The following is a 19,416-nucleotide window of genomic DNA, read 5'->3' on the forward strand; positions in this document are numbered from 1 at the left end:
AGCGGAACGATTCCCGGCTCATTGACACCCGACACTGCCAGGTCTAGGACTGGAATCGTCAGCTACGGCCCACCACTCGAGGAGTAGAAATGGCCTACGGAGTTGTGCACTTTTTTCCGGGAGGAACCAAGGAACAGTACGAGGCGTCCATTGCCGCGGTTCATCCCGGCGAAGGCCGCTTGCCGGAGGGGCAGGTCTTTCATGCCGGCGGCGCATCGGCCGGTGGATGGACAATCATGGCGGTCCACGATTCCCAGGAGAGCTGGGAGAAATTCCGTGACGGCATCCTGATGCCCAAAATGCAGGCCGGCATCGAGGGCGGCTTCACATCCCCGCCGGAAGAGACCGTCATTGAGCTTTACAAGGTGATGCCTTAGGACACAGGCCGTCCGGCAGTCAGAACAGCAATGAGACGAGGCACCAGCAGGCCACGACCAGCCCCACGACCAGCATCGGGACGTTCCACTCGGACACGACCGTGCGCTCGGCCGAACTCTGGCCGGGGCCGCTGGTTGCGCCCGGCTGCCTGGCATCCTGCCAGGCCCGGACAATCGCATCCCGTCCGCCCGACGTCGGAGGCTGGCCCATGCGCTCATTGGACGGCAGCATCCCGAAGGGGCGTTCCTTCCAGTCCCGGGCCTGTTCGAACCCGGTGCCAAAGGCGCTGGGCGGCGTCGGGGCACCCCAGCTGACATACTTCCTACCGGCAGCCCTCACCGTGACGGAGTAGCGGACCTCGACGTCGTCCACGGCGGCGAACGGGATCCGGTGCCGTCGGAGCCCGTTGACCACGTCAAACTTGTCGGCTCCCACGATCAGCCTCGGCTGCCACTGCGTCAGATAGACCAGCAGGGCCGCGGCAGCCAGCCACGGCGCGGCCGCCACGGCAGCCCCGCCCCTTCCCGCGAGCATCAGCCAGCCCATGCCGGCAGCGCTGCCTCCCCAGACCAGGAGCGATACCACCCGGCCGGATGGCTCCTTGAAGGTGCGCGGCCTCGGTCTTGAGCTTGTTTCGGTTTCCCCCATGCGCCACATCATGCCAGCGGAGTGCCGGTTTCCCGGCTAGGCCCGGGCGGCTTGTTCCGCGAGTTCTGCTTCGAGCCGCTCGACGTCGGCCCGGTGGCAGAGCTCGGTGGCGCGTGTGGTGACAGTCGCGCTGCCGGCAGCGACCGCCGAACGGAACGCATCAGCCAGCGTGCGCCCCTGCGCCAGCCGGAGCACGAAGGCTGCCAGGAAACTGTCGCCGGCACCGACCGTGCTCTGCACCCGTACCGGCGGCACGGCCAGACGGAGCGTGCCGCCCTGGGACGCCAGGACTGCTCCCTGGCCGCCCAGGGTCAGCGCGACATGTTCGGCGGATCCGTCGGCCACCAGCGCCATGGCGGCGTCGAGCTCGCTTTGCTCGGTCTCCAGGGTCGTGCCGAAATGCAGCCCGAGCTCCCGCCGGCTCGGTTTGACCAGGAAGACCCCCTCGGACAAGGCGGCGGCCAGGGCCGGTCCTGAGGCGTCGACGACGCAGCGCGCATTCTGCTCGCGCGCGAGCCTGGCCACCTCGGCGTAGAAGTTATCCGGTACACCGGGGGGCAGGCTGCCGCTTGCCACCACGTACCCGCCGGGCTGGATGGAATCCGCCACGAGCGCCAGGCACAGCCGCCACTCGGGTTCACTCAGCTCGGGTCCCTGCAGGACAAAGCGGAACTGCTTGCCGGTGGAGGTCTCATCGACAGTGAAGTCCTGCCGGGTGCTGCCCTGGATCGGAACCACCAGTGTGGGGAGCCGCTCCGCTTCGATCAGTCTCCGGTAGGCCTCGCCCGTGGGGCCGCCCGCCGTGTAGATGGCCAGGGGACGTCCGCCGAGCCGTTGGACCACCCGGGCCACGTTCACGCCGCCGCCGCCCGGATCCAGGCGGCTGGGTCCGCAACGGAGCTTATGACCGCTGGTGACCACCCCGGTGGTGGTGCTGATGTCCAATGCTGGATTCACGGTGACCGTGAGGATGGGCTGTGCCGGCGTGGTGGCTTCCATGGGGCCAAGCATAAGAGCACGGCGTTCACACTGTCCCCGGGCCTAGATCCCCTTGTGGGCAGTGGGGCGCTCCGCAAGAATGGGCGCGGCAGGACAGGAGGCTGGAATTCAGCCGCCACGACCGGGCGGGACGCATGGCACATCGCAAGAGAAACACGGGCAAGGGTAGCGCCGGGCGGGAGCCCACGCGCCATAAGGACGGCCCGGGGGAGGAGCCGGGGCAGCCTGGCCGGCTGCCTCTCGGCGTCTACACCGCGGAACTGGCGCGGCTTCAGGCGGAGCTGGTTGCGTTGCAGGAATGGGTCCGCAGCACGGGCGCACGGGTGCTGGTGATCTTTGAAGGGCGCGACGCCGCCGGCAAGGGCAGCGCCATCAAGCGGGTCACCGAGTACCTGAATCCCCGCGTTGCCCGGATCGTGGCGCTGCCGGTACCCACCGAGCGGGAGCGCGGTGAATGGTACTTCCAGCGCTACGTACAGCACCTGCCGGCGGCCGGGGAAATCGTGCTGATGGACCGCTCCTGGTACAACCGCGCCGGCGTCGAACGGGTGATGGGATTCTGCACGCCCGCGGAACACAAACGCTTTATGGCCCAGTGCCCGGTCTTTGAACGGCTGCTGATCCAGGACGGGATCCTGCTGTTCAAATACTGGTTCTCGATCAGCCACGCGGAGCAGGAACGGCGTTTCAGGTCCCGGCTGGAGGATCCGCTGCGTCAATGGAAGCTCTCGCCGATGGATCGGGAGGCGATCCTGCGGTGGGAGGACTACTCGCGGGCCAAGGACGACATGTTCATGCAGACGGATACCGCGGAATCGCCGTGGTTTGTGGTGGAGGCAGAGGACAAACGCCGGGCCCGGATCAACATGATCGCCCACCTGCTCTCCAGCATCGACTACACCGAAGTCAGGACGGAGCCGGTTACCCTCCCGCAGAGGCCGCGCGCCGTCAATTACACCCGGCCGCCGCGGGACTTGTTCCGCTACGTCCCCGACCATGCCGCCCAGCTGCTGAAACCGAACGAGGACTAGCCCGCCGGGGCGTAACTCCACGGCGGAAATTCCCCACTTTTGGGGGCGGCCGCCGGCGCGTCCCGCGAAATTCGCGGCGATTTCCTGCGTGTTGGCGTCAAAGGTGGGGAGACTCCGCGCCTGCTGGCGCAGTCCGAACGGGGACTAGCCCGCCGGGGCTAGTGGCCGAAGGGATCCGGGTCTACACCCGGCATCCAGGTCAAACCGGGGACGCCCCAGCCGCTCTTCTTGGCCTGCTTCATCGCCTTACGGGCGTAGCGGTCGATCAGCCGATTGACGTACAGCTTGCCGTCCAGGTGGTCGTACTCGTGCTGGATCACGCGCGCGAACCAGCCCGTTGCCTCGAACTCGACGGGTTTGCCGTCGCCGTCGAAGCCCTGCACCCGGGCCCATTCGGCGCGTTTGAGCGGGTACTGCCCGCCCGGGAAGGACAGGCAGCCTTCCTCTTCCTCGTCCGGGTCCGGCAGCGCCCCGGAGACTTTGGAGAGGGTCAGCACCGGGTTGACGACGACGCCGGAGGGCGGGGCGCCGTCGTCGTTGGCGTACTTGTACACGAAAAGCCGCTTGCCCACACCGACCTGGGGCGCGGCCAGGCCGACGCCGTTGGCGGCGTCGTTGGTCTCGAACATGTCCGCGATCAGGGTGCGGAGTTCGTCGTCGAAGACTTCAACTTCGGCGGCCCGGCGGTGCAGCACGGGTTCGCCCCAGATCGTGATGGGTAGGACTGTCATGTCGAAAAAGTTCCTTTAGTGCTGTTGGCTGCTGGTGCTGCGACGGTCAGCCGGCGATGGTGCGGCCGACGACGTCGCGCATGATTTCGTTCGTGCCGCCGAAGATCGTGAGCAACCGTGCCGCGAGGAAGGCCTGCGCCACCGGGTACTCCAGGATGTAGCCGTAGCCGCCATGCAGCTGCAGGCACCGGTCGGTGATGGACTTGGCCCGTTCGGAGGCCCAGAGCTTGGCCCGCGCCGCCGAGGCGGCGTCGAGTTCACCCGCGTTGAAAGCCCGGATGGCCTGGTCCACGTAGGTTTCAGTGACCTCGACCTCGGTGAGGATGTCGGCCAGTTCGAAGCGGCTGTTCTGGAAATCGATGATCCGCTCGCCGAACGCGTTGCGGTCCTTTGTGTACGTCACGGTCGCCTCGTAGACGGCGCGGACGACGGCGGAACTGGCGACGGCGATGGCCAGCCGGCCCTGGGGGAGCTGCTCGGCGGCGTACTGCAGCCCCTTGCCTTCTTCGCCGACCAGGTCCGCGTGCGGTACCCGGACGTTGTCGAAGAACAGCTCAGCGGTGTCCGAGGCCTTCAGCCCCATTTTGTCCAGCTGGTTGCCGGTGTTGTAGCCCTCGGACTTGCGCACCATGAACAGCGAGAAGGAGTCGCGGCCGCCCCGCCCGGTGCTGCCGTCGGTGCGGGCCAAGACCAGGGACGCGTCGCCGGAGATGCCGTTGCCGATGAAGGTCTTCTGGCCGGTGATGAGCCAGTCGTCGCCGTCGCGCACGGCCTTGGTGCGGATGCCGCGGAGGTCCGATCCGGCGCCGGGCTCGGTCCAGGCGACCGAGGTGACCGTCTCGCCGGAGACCATGCCGGGCAGCCAGCGCGCTTTGAGATCGTCGGAGCCGTAGGCCAGCAGGTGGGGGAGGACCATGTCATCGTGCAGGTGGAAGGCCAGCCCCACGGCAAGGTGGTTGCTCTTGGCGAACTCCTCGTCCAGCACGGCACGGAAGCGGTAGTCGTCCATGCCCAGGCCGCCGAATTCTTCGGGAACGGCGAGCCCCAGCAGGCCCTGCTCGCCGGCCGCGGTCCAGAGCGAACGGGGCATCATGTGGTCCTGGTCCCACTGGCCGTAGTGCGGGGCCACCGCCCGCGCGTTGAACTCCGCAGCCATCTCACGGAACATCTCGTGGTCTTCTTCAAAGAGCTGGCGCTTCATCGCGGTTCCTTCCACGCACGGACGAGACTGGACAGACAACAAAGGCCGCACCGGATATCCGGTGCGGCCTTTGGAAAAGGTCGGACAATTCTGCCGTCCTTTGTGAGGGTGAGCGACGGGGGTTGAACCCGCGACCTCCTGGACCACAACCAGGCGCTCTGCCAACTGAGCTACGCCCACCATGTGCCCCGCCATGCCTTCCGGCGAACCGTCTGGCTGAAAAGGCAACGACAAATAGCTTACCTGCTGTTTGGGGGTGGTTTTGCCACTTTCCTCGAATTCGACGAAATTTTCCCTAAACGTGGTGGAGATTACTCCGCGGGTGCTGCTGCCGGCGCCTCGGCGGGGGCGTCCGCAGGGGCCATGATCGACTTCGCGATCCGCTGCGCCGTGGCGCTGTCCGGACCCGGTGCGGGCACAAAGACCGCCTCCCGGTAGTAGCGGAGCTCGTCGATGGAATCCTTGATGTCGCCCAGGGCACGGTGGCCGCCGAGCTTGGCGGGGGACTGGAAGTACGCCCGGGCGTACCAGCGCCGGGAGAGTTCCTTGATGGTGCTGACATCGATCACGCGGTAGTGCAGGTGCTCCACCAGTTCCGGCATGTCGCGGACCAGGAACACGCGGTCGGTGCCCACCGAGTTGCCGCCCAGCGGGGCCTTCTTCGGGTCCGGCACCCACTTCTTGATGTACTCGAGCACGGCGGCCTGGGCTTCGGCCATGGTCTTGCCGTGGGGGAGTTCCGCCAGCAGCCCGGACCGGGTGTGCATGTCGCGCACGAAGTCGTTCATTTGGGCCAGCGCGGCGTCGTCCGGCTTGATCACGACGTCCACGCCGTCACCGAGGATGTTGAGTTCCGAGTCCGTCACCAGGGCCGCAACCTCGATGAGGGCGTCGTTCTTGGAGTCCAGGCCGGTCATTTCGCAGTCGATCCACACGATGCGTTCATTAGATATAGGCACCCGCCCAGCCTACCGTTCCGCCGCCGCTGAGCGGTCCGGTGCTAGGATTTCGGGTACGCGGCCGTCGAAGATTTTCGTCATCGCGGCGTGCCCCATGGCCGGCTTGTCGGTCCGTTGCGGGCCAAAACGAGCCCCACAAGAGATTGGACGATCCTGAGATGACGGCGCCTGTACCTGCGGCGGGGGAAACGGCTGCCGGTACCTCCCGCCAGTCTCCGAAGGCCGTTGTTGCCGATGTGGATAATGCCAGGTCGCCGATCCTTGCCGGATTCCTTGGCTCCGTGTTCATGGCGGTCGGCTCGCTGGGCGTCGGCTGGCTCGCTCCGGTGTCCGAACTGCGGCGCCTACCCTTGTTCATCTGGATGCGGACCGAGGCGGTGGGTGTCGGGCTGAGCATTGTGCTCCTGGCGGTCGGCGGAATGCTCCTGGTCCGCGCCTGGCTCCGGCTGGGGCAGCGCGTGCGGAGCTGGGGCCCCGGGGCCCGCAAGGCGACGCTGCTGGCGGTGGCTGCGTGGGGGCTGCCGATGATGTTCTCCGTCCCCTTGTTCAGCCGCGATGTCTACGCCTATATCGGCCAGGGCCGGCTGATGGTCGAAGGGTTCAACCCCTACGAGAACGGCATCTCGGCGCTGTCGAACTACTTCCAGCTGGGCGCGGACAAGATGTGGACCGAGGCTCCCGTGCCGTACGGACAGCTCTTCCTCTGGATCGAACAGTTCGTGGTCTGGTCCACGAACGTCCACCCCGAGGCCAGCATCATGCTGTTCCGGCTCGCGGCCCTGCTCGGAATCGTGCTCTGCGTGATCTACGTGCCGAAACTGGCCGAGCTGCACGGCGTCAACCCGCACCGTGCCCTCTGGCTCACCGCCGCCAACCCGCTGTTTCTGACCAACTTCATCGCCAGTGTGCACAACGATGCCCTGATGATCGGCCTGGCCCTCGCCGGCCTCTACTACTGCGCCACCAAACGCGTGCTGCTGGGCCTGGTCCTGGTCACGCTTTCCATCTCGGTCAAACCCATCACGATCGTGTTCCTGCCGTTCATTGGCCTGCTGTGGGCCGGCAAGAACGCCAGCTGGCCGCGCAAGTTCGTCTTCTGGGCGCTCACCGCCGGCCTCAGCCTGGCGCTGCTGTACGCGATGAGCCTGGTAAACGGCTTCGGCTTCGGCTGGATCAACGGGCTCTCCGCCCCGGGCAGCATCTGGATCTGGTACGCACCGGTCGGCCTGCTGGGGCTCATTGTCGCCTCGATCTTCAACGCCTTCAGCCTGGACGGCTGGGGGATGGCCAAGTGGGTGTACGACGCCGGGAAGCTGCTGGCGCTCGGCATCGTCGGCTGGCAGATCTTCCGCGGCGACTTCGACCGGCTGATGCGCCGGCTCACCCTGGCCTTCGCCGCCGTCGTCTTCCTGGCACCGATGATCCAGTCCTGGTACGTCGTCTGGCTCATCCCGCTCTTTGCGGTGACCGGCATCCGGGACGACTGGCAGGTCAAGGCGTTGTACTTCATGGTGTCCTTCTTCATGGTCTACGCCATTTCGGACCAGCTGGAAGTCTTCCCCTACCTGCAGACCGACGACCTGGGCCTCGCGCTCGCCCTGGCCCGCAACGCCGCTGCCATCATCGCCCTGCTGTTCGCGCTGTACCTGATCTTCCTCGACCCGAAAACCAAACAGCTGTTCAGCAAGCCATCGGAACCGGTGACCACCCGGCCCGTCATCTGAGCCTCCGGAGCCACCTGCTCCCGCGTCGGAAGGAAGCCCCATGTCCATGATCAAGAGCCCCGAAGAGATCGCCCTGATGCGCGAGGCCGGACGGGTGGTGGCTAACGCGCTGGCGCAGGTACGCGAGGCTGCCGCCGTCGGCGTGTCCCTCAAGGAGCTCGACGGCGTGGCCGCGCAAGTGATGGCCGAGGCGGGCGCCACGCCGGCATTCCTGAACTACCGTCCCCGCTGGGCTTCCGTCCCTTTCCCCGGCGTGATCTGCACCTCGGTCAACGACGCCGTGGTGCATGGCATCCCCAACGACTACCGGCTCGAGGACGGCGACCTGCTCAGTGTGGACTGCGGTGCCTTCTTGGCGGGCTGGTGCGGGGATGCCGCCGTCAGCTTCATTGTGGGCACGGCAGACCCGGTGGACCAGGCGCTGATCGACGCCACCGACGAGGCGCTGGCCCGCGGCATTGAAGCGGCGCGGATCGGCAACAAGATGGGCGACGTGGCGTACGCGATCGGCGGGGCCGCGCGCCGGGCCGGCTACGGGCTGCTCGCCGACCACGGCGGCCACGGCATTGGCCGGACCATGCACGCAGAGCCGCCCGTGCCCAACGACGGCCGGCCGGGCCGGGGCATCAAGCTGACCGAAGGTCTGGTCATCGCGATCGAACCCATGCTGATCCTCGGCGGCAACGGCGACTACTACCACGACGACGACGAATGGACCCTCCGATCGGCCAACGGACGCCGCGCCGCCCACAGCGAGCACACCGTGGCGATCACCGCGGAGGGCCCGGTCATATTGACGCTGCCATAGGGCCGGCGGACGGCGCCGCGCCCGCTGGTGGTCAGCGGCTCCGCGTGGCCTGGCCAGCCAGTCGGATGCGCTGGCGGTGCGTTGCGAGCCGCAGCTGGATGATGCGGGCCGCCCCGGCGATCGCGACCAGCACACCGCCGCCGACCGCCGCGATGAAGAGGGCAACGCCGAGCGGGACGGAGCCCTCCAGGCCGAAGAACTTCACCTGGACATAGACCTGGTTCTGCAGGATGAAGACGATCAGCAGGATCAGCACCACCAGCGCGCTGGCAACCGCAGTCCACACCATGCCCGCGCGGGTGACCCGGCGGGGTTCCGGTGCGGCGGCCGTCGGTTCCGGCGTACCGGCACGGGGAGCTTCTTCGCGCGGAACGGCTATGGCGTCGACGGGGGCCCCGGCGCCGGCGTCGGTGCTGTCTGCCGTGCCGCCGGCGGGGTAGCCCTCAACGGAGCCGGACGGGGCCTCAGCAGTCACCGGGTACTGCGCGGGAGCGGCGTTGCGCGGATCCTGCGGATCGAATCCGTGGGGTGTCTGGGTCATGGCGGCCGTACCTTTCGATTGCGGGCGGGTCGCTCAGGCTTTCCCTGGTGCCCCGCCTGTCACCTCAATACTAAGCGTGCTCATGGCTCGGGAGGCTTGCAGCCTAGGGGTGCGTTGCGGCTCAGTCCGGCCGCGGCAAACGCAGGAAGGCAGGCTGTTGGCACCGGGCGGGCGGGGGTATAGCGTCACAGCCAAAGGGGCGCCCGGAGCGGGCGGTTCAGGCGAGGAGGCATGGCCGTGACGATCGTCGACAACGCCGTCTACGTGGACGGGTACCGGACCGCGGACCCTGAGGACCTGGACGAGACGTATTTCCTGTTGCGGCAGCGCCAGGGCATGGCCTGGATCGGGCTCTACCGTCCGGACGCAGCGGAGCTTCGCTCGGTGGCCGAGGAATTCGACCTGAACCATCTGGCGGTGGAAGACGCGCTCGCCGGCCATCAGCGCGCCAAGCTGGAACACTACGGCGACACCCACTTCCTGGTGCTGCGCCCGGCCCGGTACCTGGATGAGGTGGAGAAGGTCCAGTTCGGCGAGATCCATATTTTCACCGGGCCCGATTTTGTGGTCACCGTCCGCCACGCGGAATCACCGGACCTGGCCCGGGTGCGCCGTCGGATGGAGTCCCAGCCGGACTTCCTGGCCCTTGGGCCGGATGCCGTGCTGTACGCCATCCTCGACCAGGTGGTCGATGAGTACGAGCCAGTTGCCGCCGGCCTGGAGAACGACGTCGACGAGATTGAAGACGAGCTGTTCGCGGCAGATCCGGGAGTCTCCCGCAGGATCTACGAACTCTCGCGGCAGGTGATCATGTTCCAGCGCGCCACGGCGCCGCTCACCGGCATCCTGCAGGCTCTCCGGGCCGGCGCCCCCAACCACGTGCCGGGCCCGGAACTGCAGGACCACTTCCGCGATGTGCTGGACCATGTGCTGCGCCTGAGTGAACGGATCACTGCGTTCCGCGCCCTGCTCCAGAACGCTCTCGCGGTCAACGCCGCCCTCGTGGCGCAGCGACAGAACGATGAAATGCGGCTCCTCACGGAGTCGAGCATCGCCCAGAACGAACAGACCAAGCGGATCTCGTCCTGGGCCGCCATTCTCTTCGCGCCCACGTTGATCGCGTCGATCTACGGGATGAACTTCCGCCTGATCCCGGAGCTCGACTGGGTATTTGGCTATCCGATGGCGCTCGGGCTGATGCTGGTGATGGGCGTGGCCCTTTACCTGACCTTCCGGCACAACAAATGGATCTGAAGGGGCCCGGCTTCGCGTCAGAGCGGGCTTCGGGGCGGCAGGGGTGCGGCCCTGGGCGGCGGATAAGCCGCGACCAGGGCCGCACGTTGTGCCCCAGGAGGGAATCGAACCCCCGACCGGCGGATTAGAAGGCCGCTGCTCTATCCCCTGAGCTACTGGGGCACGTTCGGCGTGCCGACAGGCTACTGCCGGGGACGCCTCAAGAAGTTTACAGGGCCCCGCGCGCTCCGCCAGTCAATCGTGCCCGCAAATGCCTGTGCCTGGCCGACCAGGTTTTCCACATAGCGGAATCCCGCACTGCCGTCCGACGCGCCCGCACGTGAAGCTGGAACTGCTCGGTGGGGCAAGACCAAATCGACCGAGCGTACTCAAGACAGGGCTTGTTCAGGACAGCGACTACTCAAGACAGGACAGACCAATGAACGACAGCATCACGGTCCGCGGCTTCGTCGCCTCGGAGATCAGGAGCACGACGACGCCGGGCGGGGTCGCCACCGCTTCCTTCCGGCTGGGCTCGACGGAGCGGCGCTTTGACCGCTCCGCAAACGCATGGGTGGACGGAAACACCAACTGGTTCACGGTGCAGGGATACCGCCAGCTGGCCGGAAACATGGGCTGCAGCATCAAAAAGGGCCAGCGCGTCATCATCGTGGGCCGGCTTAAGATGCGCAGCTGGGAAAAGGACGGCCGCGTTTATCACGTGGCAGAAATCGACGCCGAGTCTGTCGGCCACGACCTGATGTGGGGGTCCGCCAACTTCACGCGCACCGCCGCTAATGGCCCGGTGCCCGGACAGGACGCCGCAGCCCCCGAACGCACCGGGAGCGGCCACGACGCCCATGACGACGACCGCGGCGTGGACGTCGACGCGGACGATGCAGGGGCCGACGATGCCGGGTCGGGCGACGACGAGCAGGATTTTGACGCAGAGACCGGCGAATTGAAGGGGGCCGCCGCCTGAGGCCGCCGGACTGCAGCCCATGGCAGAATTGCCGGGTGAAGCGAGCCCGGACGAACTCTCAAGACCAGGCGGTGCTGCCGGTGCTCGGGGCGCTTATCCTGCTGCTTGCATCAACGGCGGGTTGTTCGGCGGCCGCTGGGGGCAGTGGGGGAGCGCCGGGGGGCGTCCTCTCCGCGGAAACACCGCCGGGCACGGCCCGGCCCGCACCCGCCCGGATCCCTTCCGCGGCAGCGACAGCGCGCCCTGCCACCTCCGCGGCCGCCGCCCGGCTTGAGGCGGCTTTGGCGAAGCTGGCCAGGGAGGCCGAGCCCGGAACGGAACAGATCCGGGCGGCCCTCGTCGAAGCCGGATTCCCGCGGGACGGCATCGAAGTCACGGCGAGCCGAACCCCTACCGGGCTGCAGGCTGACGCTGTAGAGGCTGCGGTCCGGCAAGACCGGGACTGCGTCGTGGCCCAACTGCGCAACGGTACGGTGGCGGTGACCGTGTTGACAGTCTTGGCGGATGGCCGCTGTTTCGCGGGCAGACCCGCCTAGAGACCGTCCGCAGACCAGATGCCGGGCCGCCGGCTGGCCGGGGGACCGGAATGTGAGTTATCCGCGTCAAGCCACTAGATTTGTAGGCATGGCGGAATTTATCTACACAATGACCAAGGCCCGCAAGGCCGTTGGCGAAAAACTTATCCTCGACGACGTGAGCATGTCCTTCTTCCCGGGGGCCAAGATTGGTGTTGTTGGCCCGAATGGTGCCGGTAAGTCCACCATTCTCAAGATCATGGCCGGCCTGGACACTCCCTCCAACGGCGAGGCCCGGCTGAGCCCCGGCTACACCGTCGGCATCCTGCTGCAGGAGCCGCCGTTGAACGAGGACAAGACCGTTCTGGGCAACGTCCAGGAAGGCGTCGGCGAGATCTACGGCAAGATCCAGCGCTTCAACGAGATCTCCGAAGAGATGGCCAACCCCGACGCTGACTACGACGCTCTCCTTGAGGAAATGGGCCAGTTGCAGGAAGCCATCGACGCCGCCGACGCCTGGGATCTCGACTCCCAGCTCGAGCAGGCCATGGATGCCCTGCGCTGCCCGCCGGCCGACGCCGATGTCACGCTTCTCTCCGGTGGTGAGCGCCGACGCGTCGCCCTCTGCAAGCTCCTGCTGCAGAAGCCGGACCTGCTGCTCCTTGACGAGCCCACCAACCACCTCGATGCCGAGAGCGTGTTGTGGCTTGAACAGCACCTGTCCTCCTACCCGGGCGCAGTCCTCGCCGTCACCCACGACCGGTACTTCCTGGACCATGTGGCCGAGTGGATCGCCGAGGTGGACCGCGGCCACCTGTACCCGTACGAGGGCAACTACTCCACGTACCTCGAGAAGAAGCGTGCCCGCCTGGAGGTCCAGGGCAAGAAGGACGCCAAGCAGGCCAAGCGCCTCTCCGAGGAACTCGAGTGGGTCCGCTCCAACGCCAAGGGCCGCCAGACCAAGTCCAAGGCCCGTCTGGCACGCTACGAGGAAATGGCCGCCGAGGCGGACCGTACCCGCAAGCTCGACTTCGAAGAGATCCAGATCCCGCCGGGACCGCGGCTGGGCGGCCTGGTCCTGGAGGCCAAGAACCTCCAGAAGGGCTTCGAGGACCGCACCCTGATCGACGGCCTGTCCTTCACGCTGCCGCGCAACGGCATCGTCGGCGTCATCGGCCCGAACGGTGTCGGCAAGACCACTCTGTTCAAGACGATCGTCGGGCTGGAGCCCCTCGACGGCGGCGAACTGAAGATCGGCGACTCCGTCAAGATCTCCTACGCTGACCAGAGCCGTGGCGGAATCGACCCGAACAAGACCCTGTGGGAGGTCGTTTCCGACGGCCTCGACTTCATCCAGGTCGGCCAGGTCGAGATGCCGTCCCGCGCCTACGTTGCCGCGTTCGGCTTCAAGGGCCCGGACCAGCAGAAGAAGGCCGGCGTGCTTTCCGGTGGTGAGCGCAACCGCCTGAACCTGGCCCTCACGCTCAAGCAGGGCGGTAACCTGCTGCTCCTCGACGAACCGACCAACGACCTCGACGTCGAGACTCTCAGCAGCCTCGAAAACGCCCTGCTCGAATTCCCGGGTTGCGCCGTCGTGGTCTCGCACGACCGCTGGTTCCTGGACCGGGTGGCCACGCACATCCTCGCCTACGAAGGCGACGAGGAGAACCCCTCCAAGTGGTACTGGTTCGAGGGCAACTTCGAATCCTACGAGGAGAACAAGATCGAGCGCCTCGGCCCCGACGCGGCCAAGCCGCACCGGGTGACGCACCGCCGCCTGACCCGCGACTAAGTCCGCAAAGCGGTCCCGCCAGGGCCTACGCGAAAGGCCCGGCTCCCCGTGGGGAGCCGGGCCTTTCGCGTGTCCGCGTCAGCCGCGGTCGGCCTTGCGCATCTGGTGCTCCAGCACCTTGGTCTGGACGGCGCCCTTGACCTTGTTCTTGAAGTCGGTCGGCACCCGGATCATGCCTTCCTGGGCCACCGTCGCGACGTGCCGGCCGTCGCGGCTGAAGATCTTGCCGGTAGCCAGGCCGCGGGCACCCTGGGCGCTGGGGGATTCCTGGACGTAGAGCAACCACTCGTCCACGCGGACGGGCCGGTGCCACCACATGGCGTGGTCCAGGCTGGCGACGGACATTCCCGGGGTAATCCAGCTCATGCCGTGCTTGCGCAGGACGGATTCCAGCAGCGTGTAGTCGCTGGCATAGGCCAGTGCGGCGCGGTGCATCTCCGGGTCATCGGGCATCGGGCCGAAGGTACGCATCCAGACCGCGTTCCGGGCTTCCTTCGGGCCTTTCGCGGAGACGTACAGGGCTGGATCCACATGGCGGATGTCGAAGGGGCGCTCGTAGGCCCAGTGGCGGGCCACCGGGTGGTCGTACTTGCCCAGCAGGTCAGCCGTGCTCGGCAGCGACTCCGGGTCCGGAATCCCGGCGGGCATCTGGGTCTGGTGCTCGATTCCTTCATCCTCGTCCTGGAAGGACGCGATCATCGACAGGATGGGCATGCCCTCCTGGTACGCGTGGACCCGGCGCGCGGAAAAGGAACGGCCGTCGCGCAACCTCTGGACGCCGAAGGTGATGGGCTTGTTGGCGTCGCCCGGCCGGAGGAAATAGCCATGCATGGAGTGGACCCCGCGGCCGTCCGGAACAGTGCGGCTGCCCGCCACGAGGGACTGGGCCAGCACCTGGCCGCCGAAGACGCGCTGCCGCGGCTGCTTCTGCGAGGGGCCCATGAAGATGTCCTCGTCGGTCCGTGCGCCCTCCAGCTCGCCGAGGTTCAGGAGTTGGATCAGCGAGGAGGTGGGGTCCTCGGTGGGCATCGCCTGCAATCCGGCTTCGGCTTCAGTCATGGTTTGACTCTAGACGGCACCCCGGCACGGCTCAAAAGAGGCACAGCCGGTAGAGTCAAGATTGTGTCTGACGTCCTAACCCAGCCCCTGCAGTTCACCGATCCCCGCGACCTCGCCGACCTGCGCACCTTCGCCACCCGCGCCCGGGCCGTCGAGGACGGCGCCATCCGGCTGAACGCCAGCGGGCCGGTCCTGGCCGCGTACGTCTGCGTGCTCCGGCCGCGGCTGCTGGGGGAGGCAACCCCCACCATCCTGGGGCTCCGGACCGTGGCGCTGGCAGCGCCGGCCGAGCTCGATGTGACCGTCCCGCTCTCTGCCGTGCTGGACCGTCTGGCCCGCGCGGGCGCCGACGACGTCGAACTCCCGGTGCCGCCGATGGCCGTCACCGAATCGTGGGCCGGCGTCGGCGCACCCCGCACCGGCTGGGAGCCGCTCGGCGCGCTGCCGGACACTGTCCTGCGGCAGGCCGCGGAGGCAGGCATCACCGAGATCGCAGCCATCATCCCGGACAAGCCCGGCGCCCTGATCGTGAACAACGCCCGGGCGACCGTCTGGGGCCGGGAGTTGCCCGACGCCGGCGGACTGCCCGCCGGGGCCGCGTTCGCCGCGCTGACGCTGGGCTTCCTGGCCGACGGCGAACAAAGCCTCTTCCGTTCGGGCCGCTGGTTCCGGCTCAGCAGCCCCCGCGGCCACGTCCTGGTCCGCGCCGGCTCGGGACTTTAGAGCCGCCAGGTCCAGAGGGGCGGCCGGCTGGCGGACGACCTGCTCAGTCCGCCGTGACGGACGCGAGTCTGACCGGGGTCCGCTGTCCGGCCCAGGTAGCGGTGAGGGACTCAGGGCCAGCGGTCTGTTCCGCCAGTTGAAGCCGGCGGCTGACCAGCAGCTCCAGCGCTCCGGTCCGGACCACCGTTTCCGCGTCCGTGCTGGAGGCTGTGCCGGGGCCGAGGGCCGGCGCCGCGGAACGCAGCGGCCCGGTGCTGCCAACGAGGACGGACTCCGGCATCGGCTCAAGCCTGCCATCGACGTCCAAAAAGTGCTGCGCCTGGGGCTCGCCCGTCAAAATGGCGGCAGCCAAGGCGTCCAGGTAGCAGGGATCGCCGACGGCGTCGTAAACCCACCGTTCGCCGAGGACCGAGTGCTGCATGGTGCCGATCAAGGACGCTTCGGCGCCGTGCAGGGGCGATCCCCGGTAGCTCAGCGGCACCTGGAACACGCTACCGTCAGCGGCGACGAGGATCGTCTCGATGCCAACTTCGCCTTCGGGGTCGTCGAACCGGAAGGCGCCCACCTTCCCCAGCGCCGCGGCGGTTGCCGTGAACCAGGGTTGGCGCGGCAGCCAGCCTTGGAGGAGTTCAAGTTTTGTGGGCTGCAGCTCAGCCTGATGAATGATCGCCATGATCGTCAGCCTAGCCGGACCGGGGTGCCGTCCCGGTCAGAACCGGAGGATGCTGAGTTCTTCGGCAGGCTGGAACCCCAGCCGGGCGTAGAAGTCCCGGGACGCAGGCGATGGCGAAAGCACCATCCGGGCCGCGTTGAGGCCCCGCGAGAACTCAACCGCCGCCTGGACCAACTGTGCTCCGATGCCGGCGTTCCGGAAATCCGGCAGCACATAGACGTTGCCGAGGTAGACCCAGCAGGAGGGCGGTTTCCCCGGTTTGGGCATCCGCTCGAAGACCAGGAGGTTGAGCATCCCGACCAGTCGGCCATCCACCTCGGCGACAAAGAACTTCCGCGGGTTGGCGTCCATCCAGTCGCCGTAGATCTCTTCGAAGCCGTGACCGTCCTGCGGTTCCGGCTCCTGTTCCGCGGCCCATGTGGCCCTGAGCGCTGCAAGGGCGGGGCGGTCCCCGGGCCATTCGTCGCGGATTATTGGCATGGGAAGTACCTTACTAATCCCCGCGACGGTCCTGGGACGGAATACTTGCCGCCCCATACCCGGCAGGGTATTCTGGACGCAGAAAGACCCCGGAGGCATTCCCCCAAGTGCCTCCGGGGTCTTTCCACGTCCGGTCCTAGGCCCCGGAAGGGCTGTTGACCATCGAGAGCGCGGCCCGCTCCATGTAGTCCCAGAGGGTCCCCTCGTAGAGCGGCGGCAGGTCCAGCGCATCGACGGCGGTGCGCATGTGGTGCAGCCAGGCATCCTTCGCCTCGGGCGTGACGCGGAACGGCTGGTGCCGCATCCGCAGCCGCGGGTGGCCGCGCTCCTCGCCGTACGTGGTGGGGCCGCCCCAGTACTGTTCCAGGAACATCAGGAACCGCCGCTTGGCCGGCCCGAGGTCCTCTTCCGGATACATCGGGCGCAGCAGCGGGTCGGTCGCGACGCCGTCGTAAAACACATCGATCAGCTTCACGAACGTGTCGTGGCCGCCCACGGCGTCATAGAAGTTGTCGGTGTAACCGGGCTGGCTGAACGGATCGTTCTGCATCAGCATCTTGGGCTGGCGGGGTTCGCCGGAAATGGGGATCGACATTTTATTCTCCGGCCTGTTGCTGGGTTGAGGAGCCGGCGTCGTCCGCCAGCCCGCTGTCGGGCGCCACGTAGCTGCCCTGCGAACGGTTGCCCACCCGCAGGATTTCGCCGTTGCGCAGGTACCAGACGGTGCCGTCCTCGGCCCTGACTCGGGTGATGCGCAGGCCCATGGACTCGACCGTTCCCACCACTTCGGACGTTTCGATGATGTCGCCGATGCCGTACTGGTCCTCGATGGTGATGAAGATGCCGGCCAGGAAATCGCGGATCAGCTGCTGGGCGCCGAAACCGATCGCGACGCCGAGGATGCCGACGCTGGTCAGCAATGGGGCGATGTTCACATTGAGGTTCTGCAGGACGTACATCACCGTGATGACGACGACGAGCACGCTGACCACGCTGTTGAGCAGCGAACCGATTGTGTTGGCGCGCTGCTCGCGCCGCTGATGGTCCAGGGCACGAAGCGCGGGTGCCACCCAGCGGAAATGCGGTTTCTTGAAGAACGTGGTTCCGGCGGCAACCCGCTTCGTGATGCCCGCGATCACGAAGGACGCCACCAGCCAGGTGGCGACGCCAACGCCGATGCTGATCAGGACGCCCGGCAGGTTGACTGCCGAGATGTCCGGCGGCGTGAGGGGCTCGGCGGTGGTCAGGCTGTACATCAGCAGGGTTTACTCCTTAGGGGCGCCCGCGTTCGCCGGGCGCATAACATTCTGTTCAGCTTCCACATTAGCGCCGTAGCGTGGCCCCATGCGCATCCTGGTCCTCGGCGGCACCGCCTTCCTGTCAGCAGAAATTGCCCGGCAGGCCGTCGCCGCCGGGCACGACGTCATGTGCCTGGCCCGCGGGAGTCGGTCGGCCCCGCCGGAGGGCGCCAGCTGGCTGAAAGCGGACCGCTCGCTGGGCCCTGCCGCCTACGCCGGCGCCGCCGGCGCTGGGGACTGGGACGCCGTCATCGACGTCGCCCGGGACCCCCGCCAGGCGCGGGAGGCACTCGAAACCTTGGCCGGAACGGCCCGCCACTGGACCTTCGTTTCGAGCTGTTCGGTCTACGCGGACCCTTCCGTCCCGGGCACGGCCGAGGACGCCGCCGTGCTCGCCCCGCTGGCGGCGGGAATCGAGGCGACCATGGAGAACTACGGCGAGGCAAAGTCGGCCATCGAACAACTGACAACGGAACTAGCCGGGGACCGGGCGCACCTTTGCCGGGCCGGGCTGATCGGAGGGCCGGGGGATGGCTCGGACCGCTACGGCTACTGGCCCGCCCGTTTCGCCCGGGACCCGGGGCCGGTGCTGGTTCCGGACATTCCGGCGGATCCCACCCAGATCATCGATGTCCGGGACCTCGCCGCCTGGCTGCTGCTGGCGGCGGAGGCCGGCGTCACCGGGGCGCTGAACGCGGTCGGCGAACCGGTGCCGTTCGCCGAGTACCTCGAAGAGTCACGGCAACTGTCGGGGGGAGCTGCGGAGGTGGTGGCCGCCCCGGCCGACTGGCTCGCCGAACGCGGGGTGAACTACTGGGCCGGTCCGGACTCGCTTCCGTTGTGGCTCCCGCCCGGCCACGAGGGCTTTGCAGCCCGCAGCAACGCGGCGGCCCGCGCCGCGGGACTGCAGTTGCGGCCGTGGACCCGGACGCTGCGGGACACGCTGGCGGACGAGCGCCGCCGCGGACTCCACCGGGAGCGCCAGGCGGGGCTCACCCCGGACGTCGAGCGCCGGCTGCTACTCGAGTTCCAGACCGAGTTTCAGTCCGCCTGAGCATCTGCTGCCGGATCCGCCGGATCCGGTGCACCGGGAACCGGTTCCACGGCGGCTGAGGCCTCGTGCCGGACCGGGAAGTTGACGCTCCGGGCGATGAAGCACACCGCGTTCGCTCCGCGGTGCAGTTCCTCGAAAAGTTCCCCGGCCACCGGGGCCGCCGTCGTGACCCGGGGTTTGAGCGTGACCGATTCGAACTGGCCGCTGCCGTCGCGGTTGGTCCGCATCACGCCCTCGGCACGGTCCTCATAGCCGGTCACCACCACGCCGTGCTTCACGGCGACGTGCAAAAAGGACAGCATGTGGCACTGCGAGAGCGCCGCCAGCAGCAGCTGCTCCGGGTTGTACCGCTCCCGGTCGCCGTGGAACGTGGGGTCCGCAGAGCCCTTCAAGACCGGCAGCCCGGGGATCTCGACGTCGTGGTCGCGCGAGTAGCCCCGGTAGGAGGACGTCCCGCTGCCCAGGTTCCCGGTCCAGCGAACCGTCAGGGCGTAGTGGTGCTCGTCGAGGTTCATGCGGCCAGTCTAACGGCGCAGGAACGGCAGGACCCCGGCGCCGCCGAGAGCGGTGCCGGGGTCCTGAACTGC

At 67.6% G+C, this 19,416-nt stretch carries 22 protein-coding genes and 2 tRNA genes; 10 read left to right on the top strand and 14 right to left on the bottom strand.

Features of this window, described 5'->3' with window-relative positions:
- The first annotated feature begins 89 nt into the window (after positions 1–89).
- A complete protein-coding gene (locus AC1DB8_RS05020) occupies positions 90–377 on the top strand; it encodes a hypothetical protein (protein WP_441417537.1) in 288 nt (95 codons plus the stop codon).
- Positions 378–396: 19 nt separating this feature from the next.
- Here the strand turns inward: AC1DB8_RS05020 and AC1DB8_RS05025 are convergent, their stop codons facing one another.
- Positions 397–963: a hypothetical protein gene (locus tag AC1DB8_RS05025; protein ID WP_441417538.1), complete on the bottom strand. Its 567-nt coding sequence runs from the start codon at positions 961–963 to the stop codon at positions 397–399.
- A gap of 99 nt (positions 964–1,062) precedes the next feature.
- The gene (locus AC1DB8_RS05030) at positions 1,063–2,025 is read right to left on the bottom strand and encodes a 1-phosphofructokinase family hexose kinase (RefSeq protein ID WP_476892366.1); all 963 of its coding nucleotides are present in this window, start codon (positions 2,023–2,025) and stop codon (positions 1,063–1,065) included.
- A 134-nt stretch (positions 2,026–2,159) separates the two neighbouring features.
- Between AC1DB8_RS05030 and ppk2 the strand changes: the two genes are divergently transcribed.
- Complete coding sequence (ppk2, locus tag AC1DB8_RS05035; RefSeq protein ID WP_441417540.1) at positions 2,160–3,056, top strand: polyphosphate kinase 2; 897 nt, start codon at positions 2,160–2,162, stop codon at positions 3,054–3,056.
- Positions 3,057–3,214: 158 nt separating this feature from the next.
- Here ppk2 and def read toward each other — a convergent pair whose 3' ends face one another.
- The 4 genes from def to orn form a co-directional block, all read right to left on the bottom strand.
- Positions 3,215–3,787: a peptide deformylase gene (gene def, locus AC1DB8_RS05040; protein WP_306909767.1), complete on the bottom strand. Its 573-nt coding sequence runs from the start codon at positions 3,785–3,787 to the stop codon at positions 3,215–3,217.
- A 46-nt stretch (positions 3,788–3,833) separates the two neighbouring features.
- On the bottom strand, positions 3,834–4,988 hold the full coding sequence (locus AC1DB8_RS05045; protein WP_441417541.1) for an acyl-CoA dehydrogenase family protein: 1,155 nt from the start codon (positions 4,986–4,988) through the stop codon (positions 3,834–3,836).
- Between the two features lie 107 nt (positions 4,989–5,095).
- Positions 5,096–5,168: transfer RNA gene (locus AC1DB8_RS05050), tRNA-His, on the bottom strand.
- 131 nt (positions 5,169–5,299) lie between these two features.
- Complete coding sequence (gene orn, locus AC1DB8_RS05055; RefSeq protein WP_441417542.1) at positions 5,300–5,947, bottom strand: oligoribonuclease; 648 nt, start codon at positions 5,945–5,947, stop codon at positions 5,300–5,302.
- Positions 5,948–6,105: 158 nt separating this feature from the next.
- Between orn and mptB the strand changes: the two genes are divergently transcribed.
- Positions 6,106–7,671 carry a polyprenol phosphomannose-dependent alpha 1,6 mannosyltransferase MptB gene (mptB, locus tag AC1DB8_RS05060; protein WP_441417543.1) on the top strand — a complete coding sequence of 522 codons (1,566 nt, stop codon included), beginning with the start codon at positions 6,106–6,108 and terminating at the stop codon, positions 7,669–7,671.
- 40 nt (positions 7,672–7,711) lie between these two features.
- Positions 7,712–8,479 (top strand): type I methionyl aminopeptidase, encoded by a 768-nt coding sequence (gene map, locus AC1DB8_RS05065; RefSeq protein ID WP_476892367.1) that lies wholly within the window; start codon positions 7,712–7,714, stop codon positions 8,477–8,479.
- A gap of 31 nt (positions 8,480–8,510) precedes the next feature.
- Here map and AC1DB8_RS05070 read toward each other — a convergent pair whose 3' ends face one another.
- A complete protein-coding gene (locus AC1DB8_RS05070) occupies positions 8,511–9,020 on the bottom strand; it encodes a LapA family protein (RefSeq protein ID WP_476892368.1) in 510 nt (169 codons plus the stop codon).
- A gap of 237 nt (positions 9,021–9,257) precedes the next feature.
- On the opposite strand from AC1DB8_RS05070, the gene AC1DB8_RS05075 reads away from it, so the two are divergent.
- Complete coding sequence (locus AC1DB8_RS05075; protein WP_441417546.1) at positions 9,258–10,274, top strand: magnesium and cobalt transport protein CorA; 1,017 nt, start codon at positions 9,258–9,260, stop codon at positions 10,272–10,274.
- 89 nt (positions 10,275–10,363) lie between these two features.
- Here the strand turns inward: AC1DB8_RS05075 and AC1DB8_RS05080 are convergent.
- Positions 10,364–10,436 (bottom strand) — tRNA-Arg (locus AC1DB8_RS05080).
- Positions 10,437–10,692: 256 nt separating this feature from the next.
- Between AC1DB8_RS05080 and AC1DB8_RS05085 the strand changes: the two genes are divergently transcribed.
- From AC1DB8_RS05085 to ettA, 3 genes are all read left to right on the top strand, one after another.
- Positions 10,693–11,235 carry a single-stranded DNA-binding protein gene (locus tag AC1DB8_RS05085; RefSeq protein ID WP_476892369.1) on the top strand — a complete coding sequence of 181 codons (543 nt, stop codon included), beginning with the start codon at positions 10,693–10,695 and terminating at the stop codon, positions 11,233–11,235.
- Between the two features lie 80 nt (positions 11,236–11,315).
- Complete coding sequence (locus AC1DB8_RS05090; RefSeq protein WP_476892669.1) at positions 11,316–11,771, top strand: DUF6993 domain-containing protein; 456 nt, start codon at positions 11,316–11,318, stop codon at positions 11,769–11,771.
- Positions 11,772–11,859: 88 nt separating this feature from the next.
- On the top strand, positions 11,860–13,542 hold the full coding sequence (ettA, locus tag AC1DB8_RS05095) for an energy-dependent translational throttle protein EttA (protein ID WP_346960802.1): 1,683 nt from the start codon (positions 11,860–11,862) through the stop codon (positions 13,540–13,542).
- 78 nt (positions 13,543–13,620) lie between these two features.
- Here the strand turns inward: ettA and tesB are convergent, their stop codons facing one another.
- Entirely contained in the window at positions 13,621–14,601 is a 981-nt protein-coding gene (gene tesB / locus AC1DB8_RS05100; protein WP_476892370.1) for an acyl-CoA thioesterase II, read from the bottom strand.
- Positions 14,602–14,664: 63 nt separating this feature from the next.
- Between tesB and AC1DB8_RS05105 the strand changes: the two genes are divergently transcribed.
- On the top strand, positions 14,665–15,324 hold the full coding sequence (locus AC1DB8_RS05105) for a DUF8185 domain-containing protein (protein ID WP_441417549.1): 660 nt from the start codon (positions 14,665–14,667) through the stop codon (positions 15,322–15,324).
- Positions 15,325–15,367: 43 nt separating this feature from the next.
- On the opposite strand, the gene AC1DB8_RS05110 is transcribed toward AC1DB8_RS05105, so the two are convergent.
- The 4 genes from AC1DB8_RS05110 to AC1DB8_RS05125 all read right to left on the bottom strand — a co-directional run bounded on the left by AC1DB8_RS05110 (position 15,368) and on the right by AC1DB8_RS05125 (position 17,733).
- A complete protein-coding gene (locus AC1DB8_RS05110) occupies positions 15,368–15,997 on the bottom strand; it encodes a CG0192-related protein (protein WP_476892371.1) in 630 nt (209 codons plus the stop codon).
- A 36-nt stretch (positions 15,998–16,033) separates the two neighbouring features.
- Entirely contained in the window at positions 16,034–16,477 is a 444-nt protein-coding gene (locus tag AC1DB8_RS05115; RefSeq protein ID WP_476892372.1) for a GNAT family N-acetyltransferase, read from the bottom strand.
- 136 nt (positions 16,478–16,613) lie between these two features.
- On the bottom strand, positions 16,614–17,072 hold the full coding sequence (locus tag AC1DB8_RS05120; RefSeq protein ID WP_441417552.1) for a globin: 459 nt from the start codon (positions 17,070–17,072) through the stop codon (positions 16,614–16,616).
- A gap of 1 nt (position 17,073) precedes the next feature.
- Positions 17,074–17,733, bottom strand: coding sequence for a mechanosensitive ion channel family protein (locus tag AC1DB8_RS05125; RefSeq protein ID WP_441417553.1), 660 nt, complete (start codon positions 17,731–17,733; stop codon positions 17,074–17,076).
- A gap of 88 nt (positions 17,734–17,821) precedes the next feature.
- On the opposite strand from AC1DB8_RS05125, the gene AC1DB8_RS05130 reads away from it, so the two are divergent.
- Entirely contained in the window at positions 17,822–18,829 is a 1,008-nt protein-coding gene (locus tag AC1DB8_RS05130) for an NAD-dependent epimerase/dehydratase family protein (protein ID WP_441417554.1), read from the top strand.
- Here AC1DB8_RS05130 and AC1DB8_RS05135 read toward each other — a convergent pair.
- On the bottom strand, positions 18,817–19,344 hold the full coding sequence (locus AC1DB8_RS05135) for an OsmC family protein (RefSeq protein ID WP_441417555.1): 528 nt from the start codon (positions 19,342–19,344) through the stop codon (positions 18,817–18,819). The genes AC1DB8_RS05130 and AC1DB8_RS05135 overlap by 13 nt on opposite strands.
- Positions 19,345–19,416: the final 72 nt, after the last annotated feature.

This window comes from Arthrobacter sp. 10N410, assembly GCF_056394945.1.

Excerpts from the sequence above, each read along its gene's own strand:
- AC1DB8_RS05020 (WP_441417537.1), top strand. The coding sequence starts at position 90 with ATGGCCTACGGAGTTGTGCACTTTTTTCCGGGAGGAACCAAGGAACAG.
- AC1DB8_RS05030 (WP_476892366.1), bottom strand. The coding sequence starts at position 2,025 with ATGGAAGCCACCACGCCGGCACAGCCCATCCTCACGGTCACCGTGAAT.
- ppk2 (WP_441417540.1), top strand. The coding sequence starts at position 2,160 with ATGGCACATCGCAAGAGAAACACGGGCAAGGGTAGCGCCGGGCGGGAG.
- def (WP_306909767.1), bottom strand. The coding sequence starts at position 3,787 with ATGACAGTCCTACCCATCACGATCTGGGGCGAACCCGTGCTGCACCGC.
- AC1DB8_RS05045 (WP_441417541.1), bottom strand. The coding sequence starts at position 4,988 with ATGAAGCGCCAGCTCTTTGAAGAAGACCACGAGATGTTCCGTGAGATG.
- mptB (WP_441417543.1), top strand. The coding sequence starts at position 6,106 with ATGACGGCGCCTGTACCTGCGGCGGGGGAAACGGCTGCCGGTACCTCC.
- map (WP_476892367.1), top strand. The coding sequence starts at position 7,712 with ATGTCCATGATCAAGAGCCCCGAAGAGATCGCCCTGATGCGCGAGGCC.
- AC1DB8_RS05070 (WP_476892368.1), bottom strand. The coding sequence starts at position 9,020 with ATGACCCAGACACCCCACGGATTCGATCCGCAGGATCCGCGCAACGCC.
- AC1DB8_RS05085 (WP_476892369.1), top strand. The coding sequence starts at position 10,693 with ATGAACGACAGCATCACGGTCCGCGGCTTCGTCGCCTCGGAGATCAGG.
- ettA (WP_346960802.1), top strand. The coding sequence starts at position 11,860 with ATGGCGGAATTTATCTACACAATGACCAAGGCCCGCAAGGCCGTTGGC.
- tesB (WP_476892370.1), bottom strand. The coding sequence starts at position 14,601 with ATGACTGAAGCCGAAGCCGGATTGCAGGCGATGCCCACCGAGGACCCC.
- AC1DB8_RS05110 (WP_476892371.1), bottom strand. The coding sequence starts at position 15,997 with ATGGCGATCATTCATCAGGCTGAGCTGCAGCCCACAAAACTTGAACTC.
- AC1DB8_RS05115 (WP_476892372.1), bottom strand. The coding sequence starts at position 16,477 with ATGCCAATAATCCGCGACGAATGGCCCGGGGACCGCCCCGCCCTTGCA.
- AC1DB8_RS05120 (WP_441417552.1), bottom strand. The coding sequence starts at position 17,072 with ATGTCGATCCCCATTTCCGGCGAACCCCGCCAGCCCAAGATGCTGATG.
- AC1DB8_RS05125 (WP_441417553.1), bottom strand. The coding sequence starts at position 17,733 with ATGTACAGCCTGACCACCGCCGAGCCCCTCACGCCGCCGGACATCTCG.
- AC1DB8_RS05130 (WP_441417554.1), top strand. The coding sequence starts at position 17,822 with ATGCGCATCCTGGTCCTCGGCGGCACCGCCTTCCTGTCAGCAGAAATT.
- AC1DB8_RS05135 (WP_441417555.1), bottom strand. The coding sequence starts at position 19,344 with ATGAACCTCGACGAGCACCACTACGCCCTGACGGTTCGCTGGACCGGG.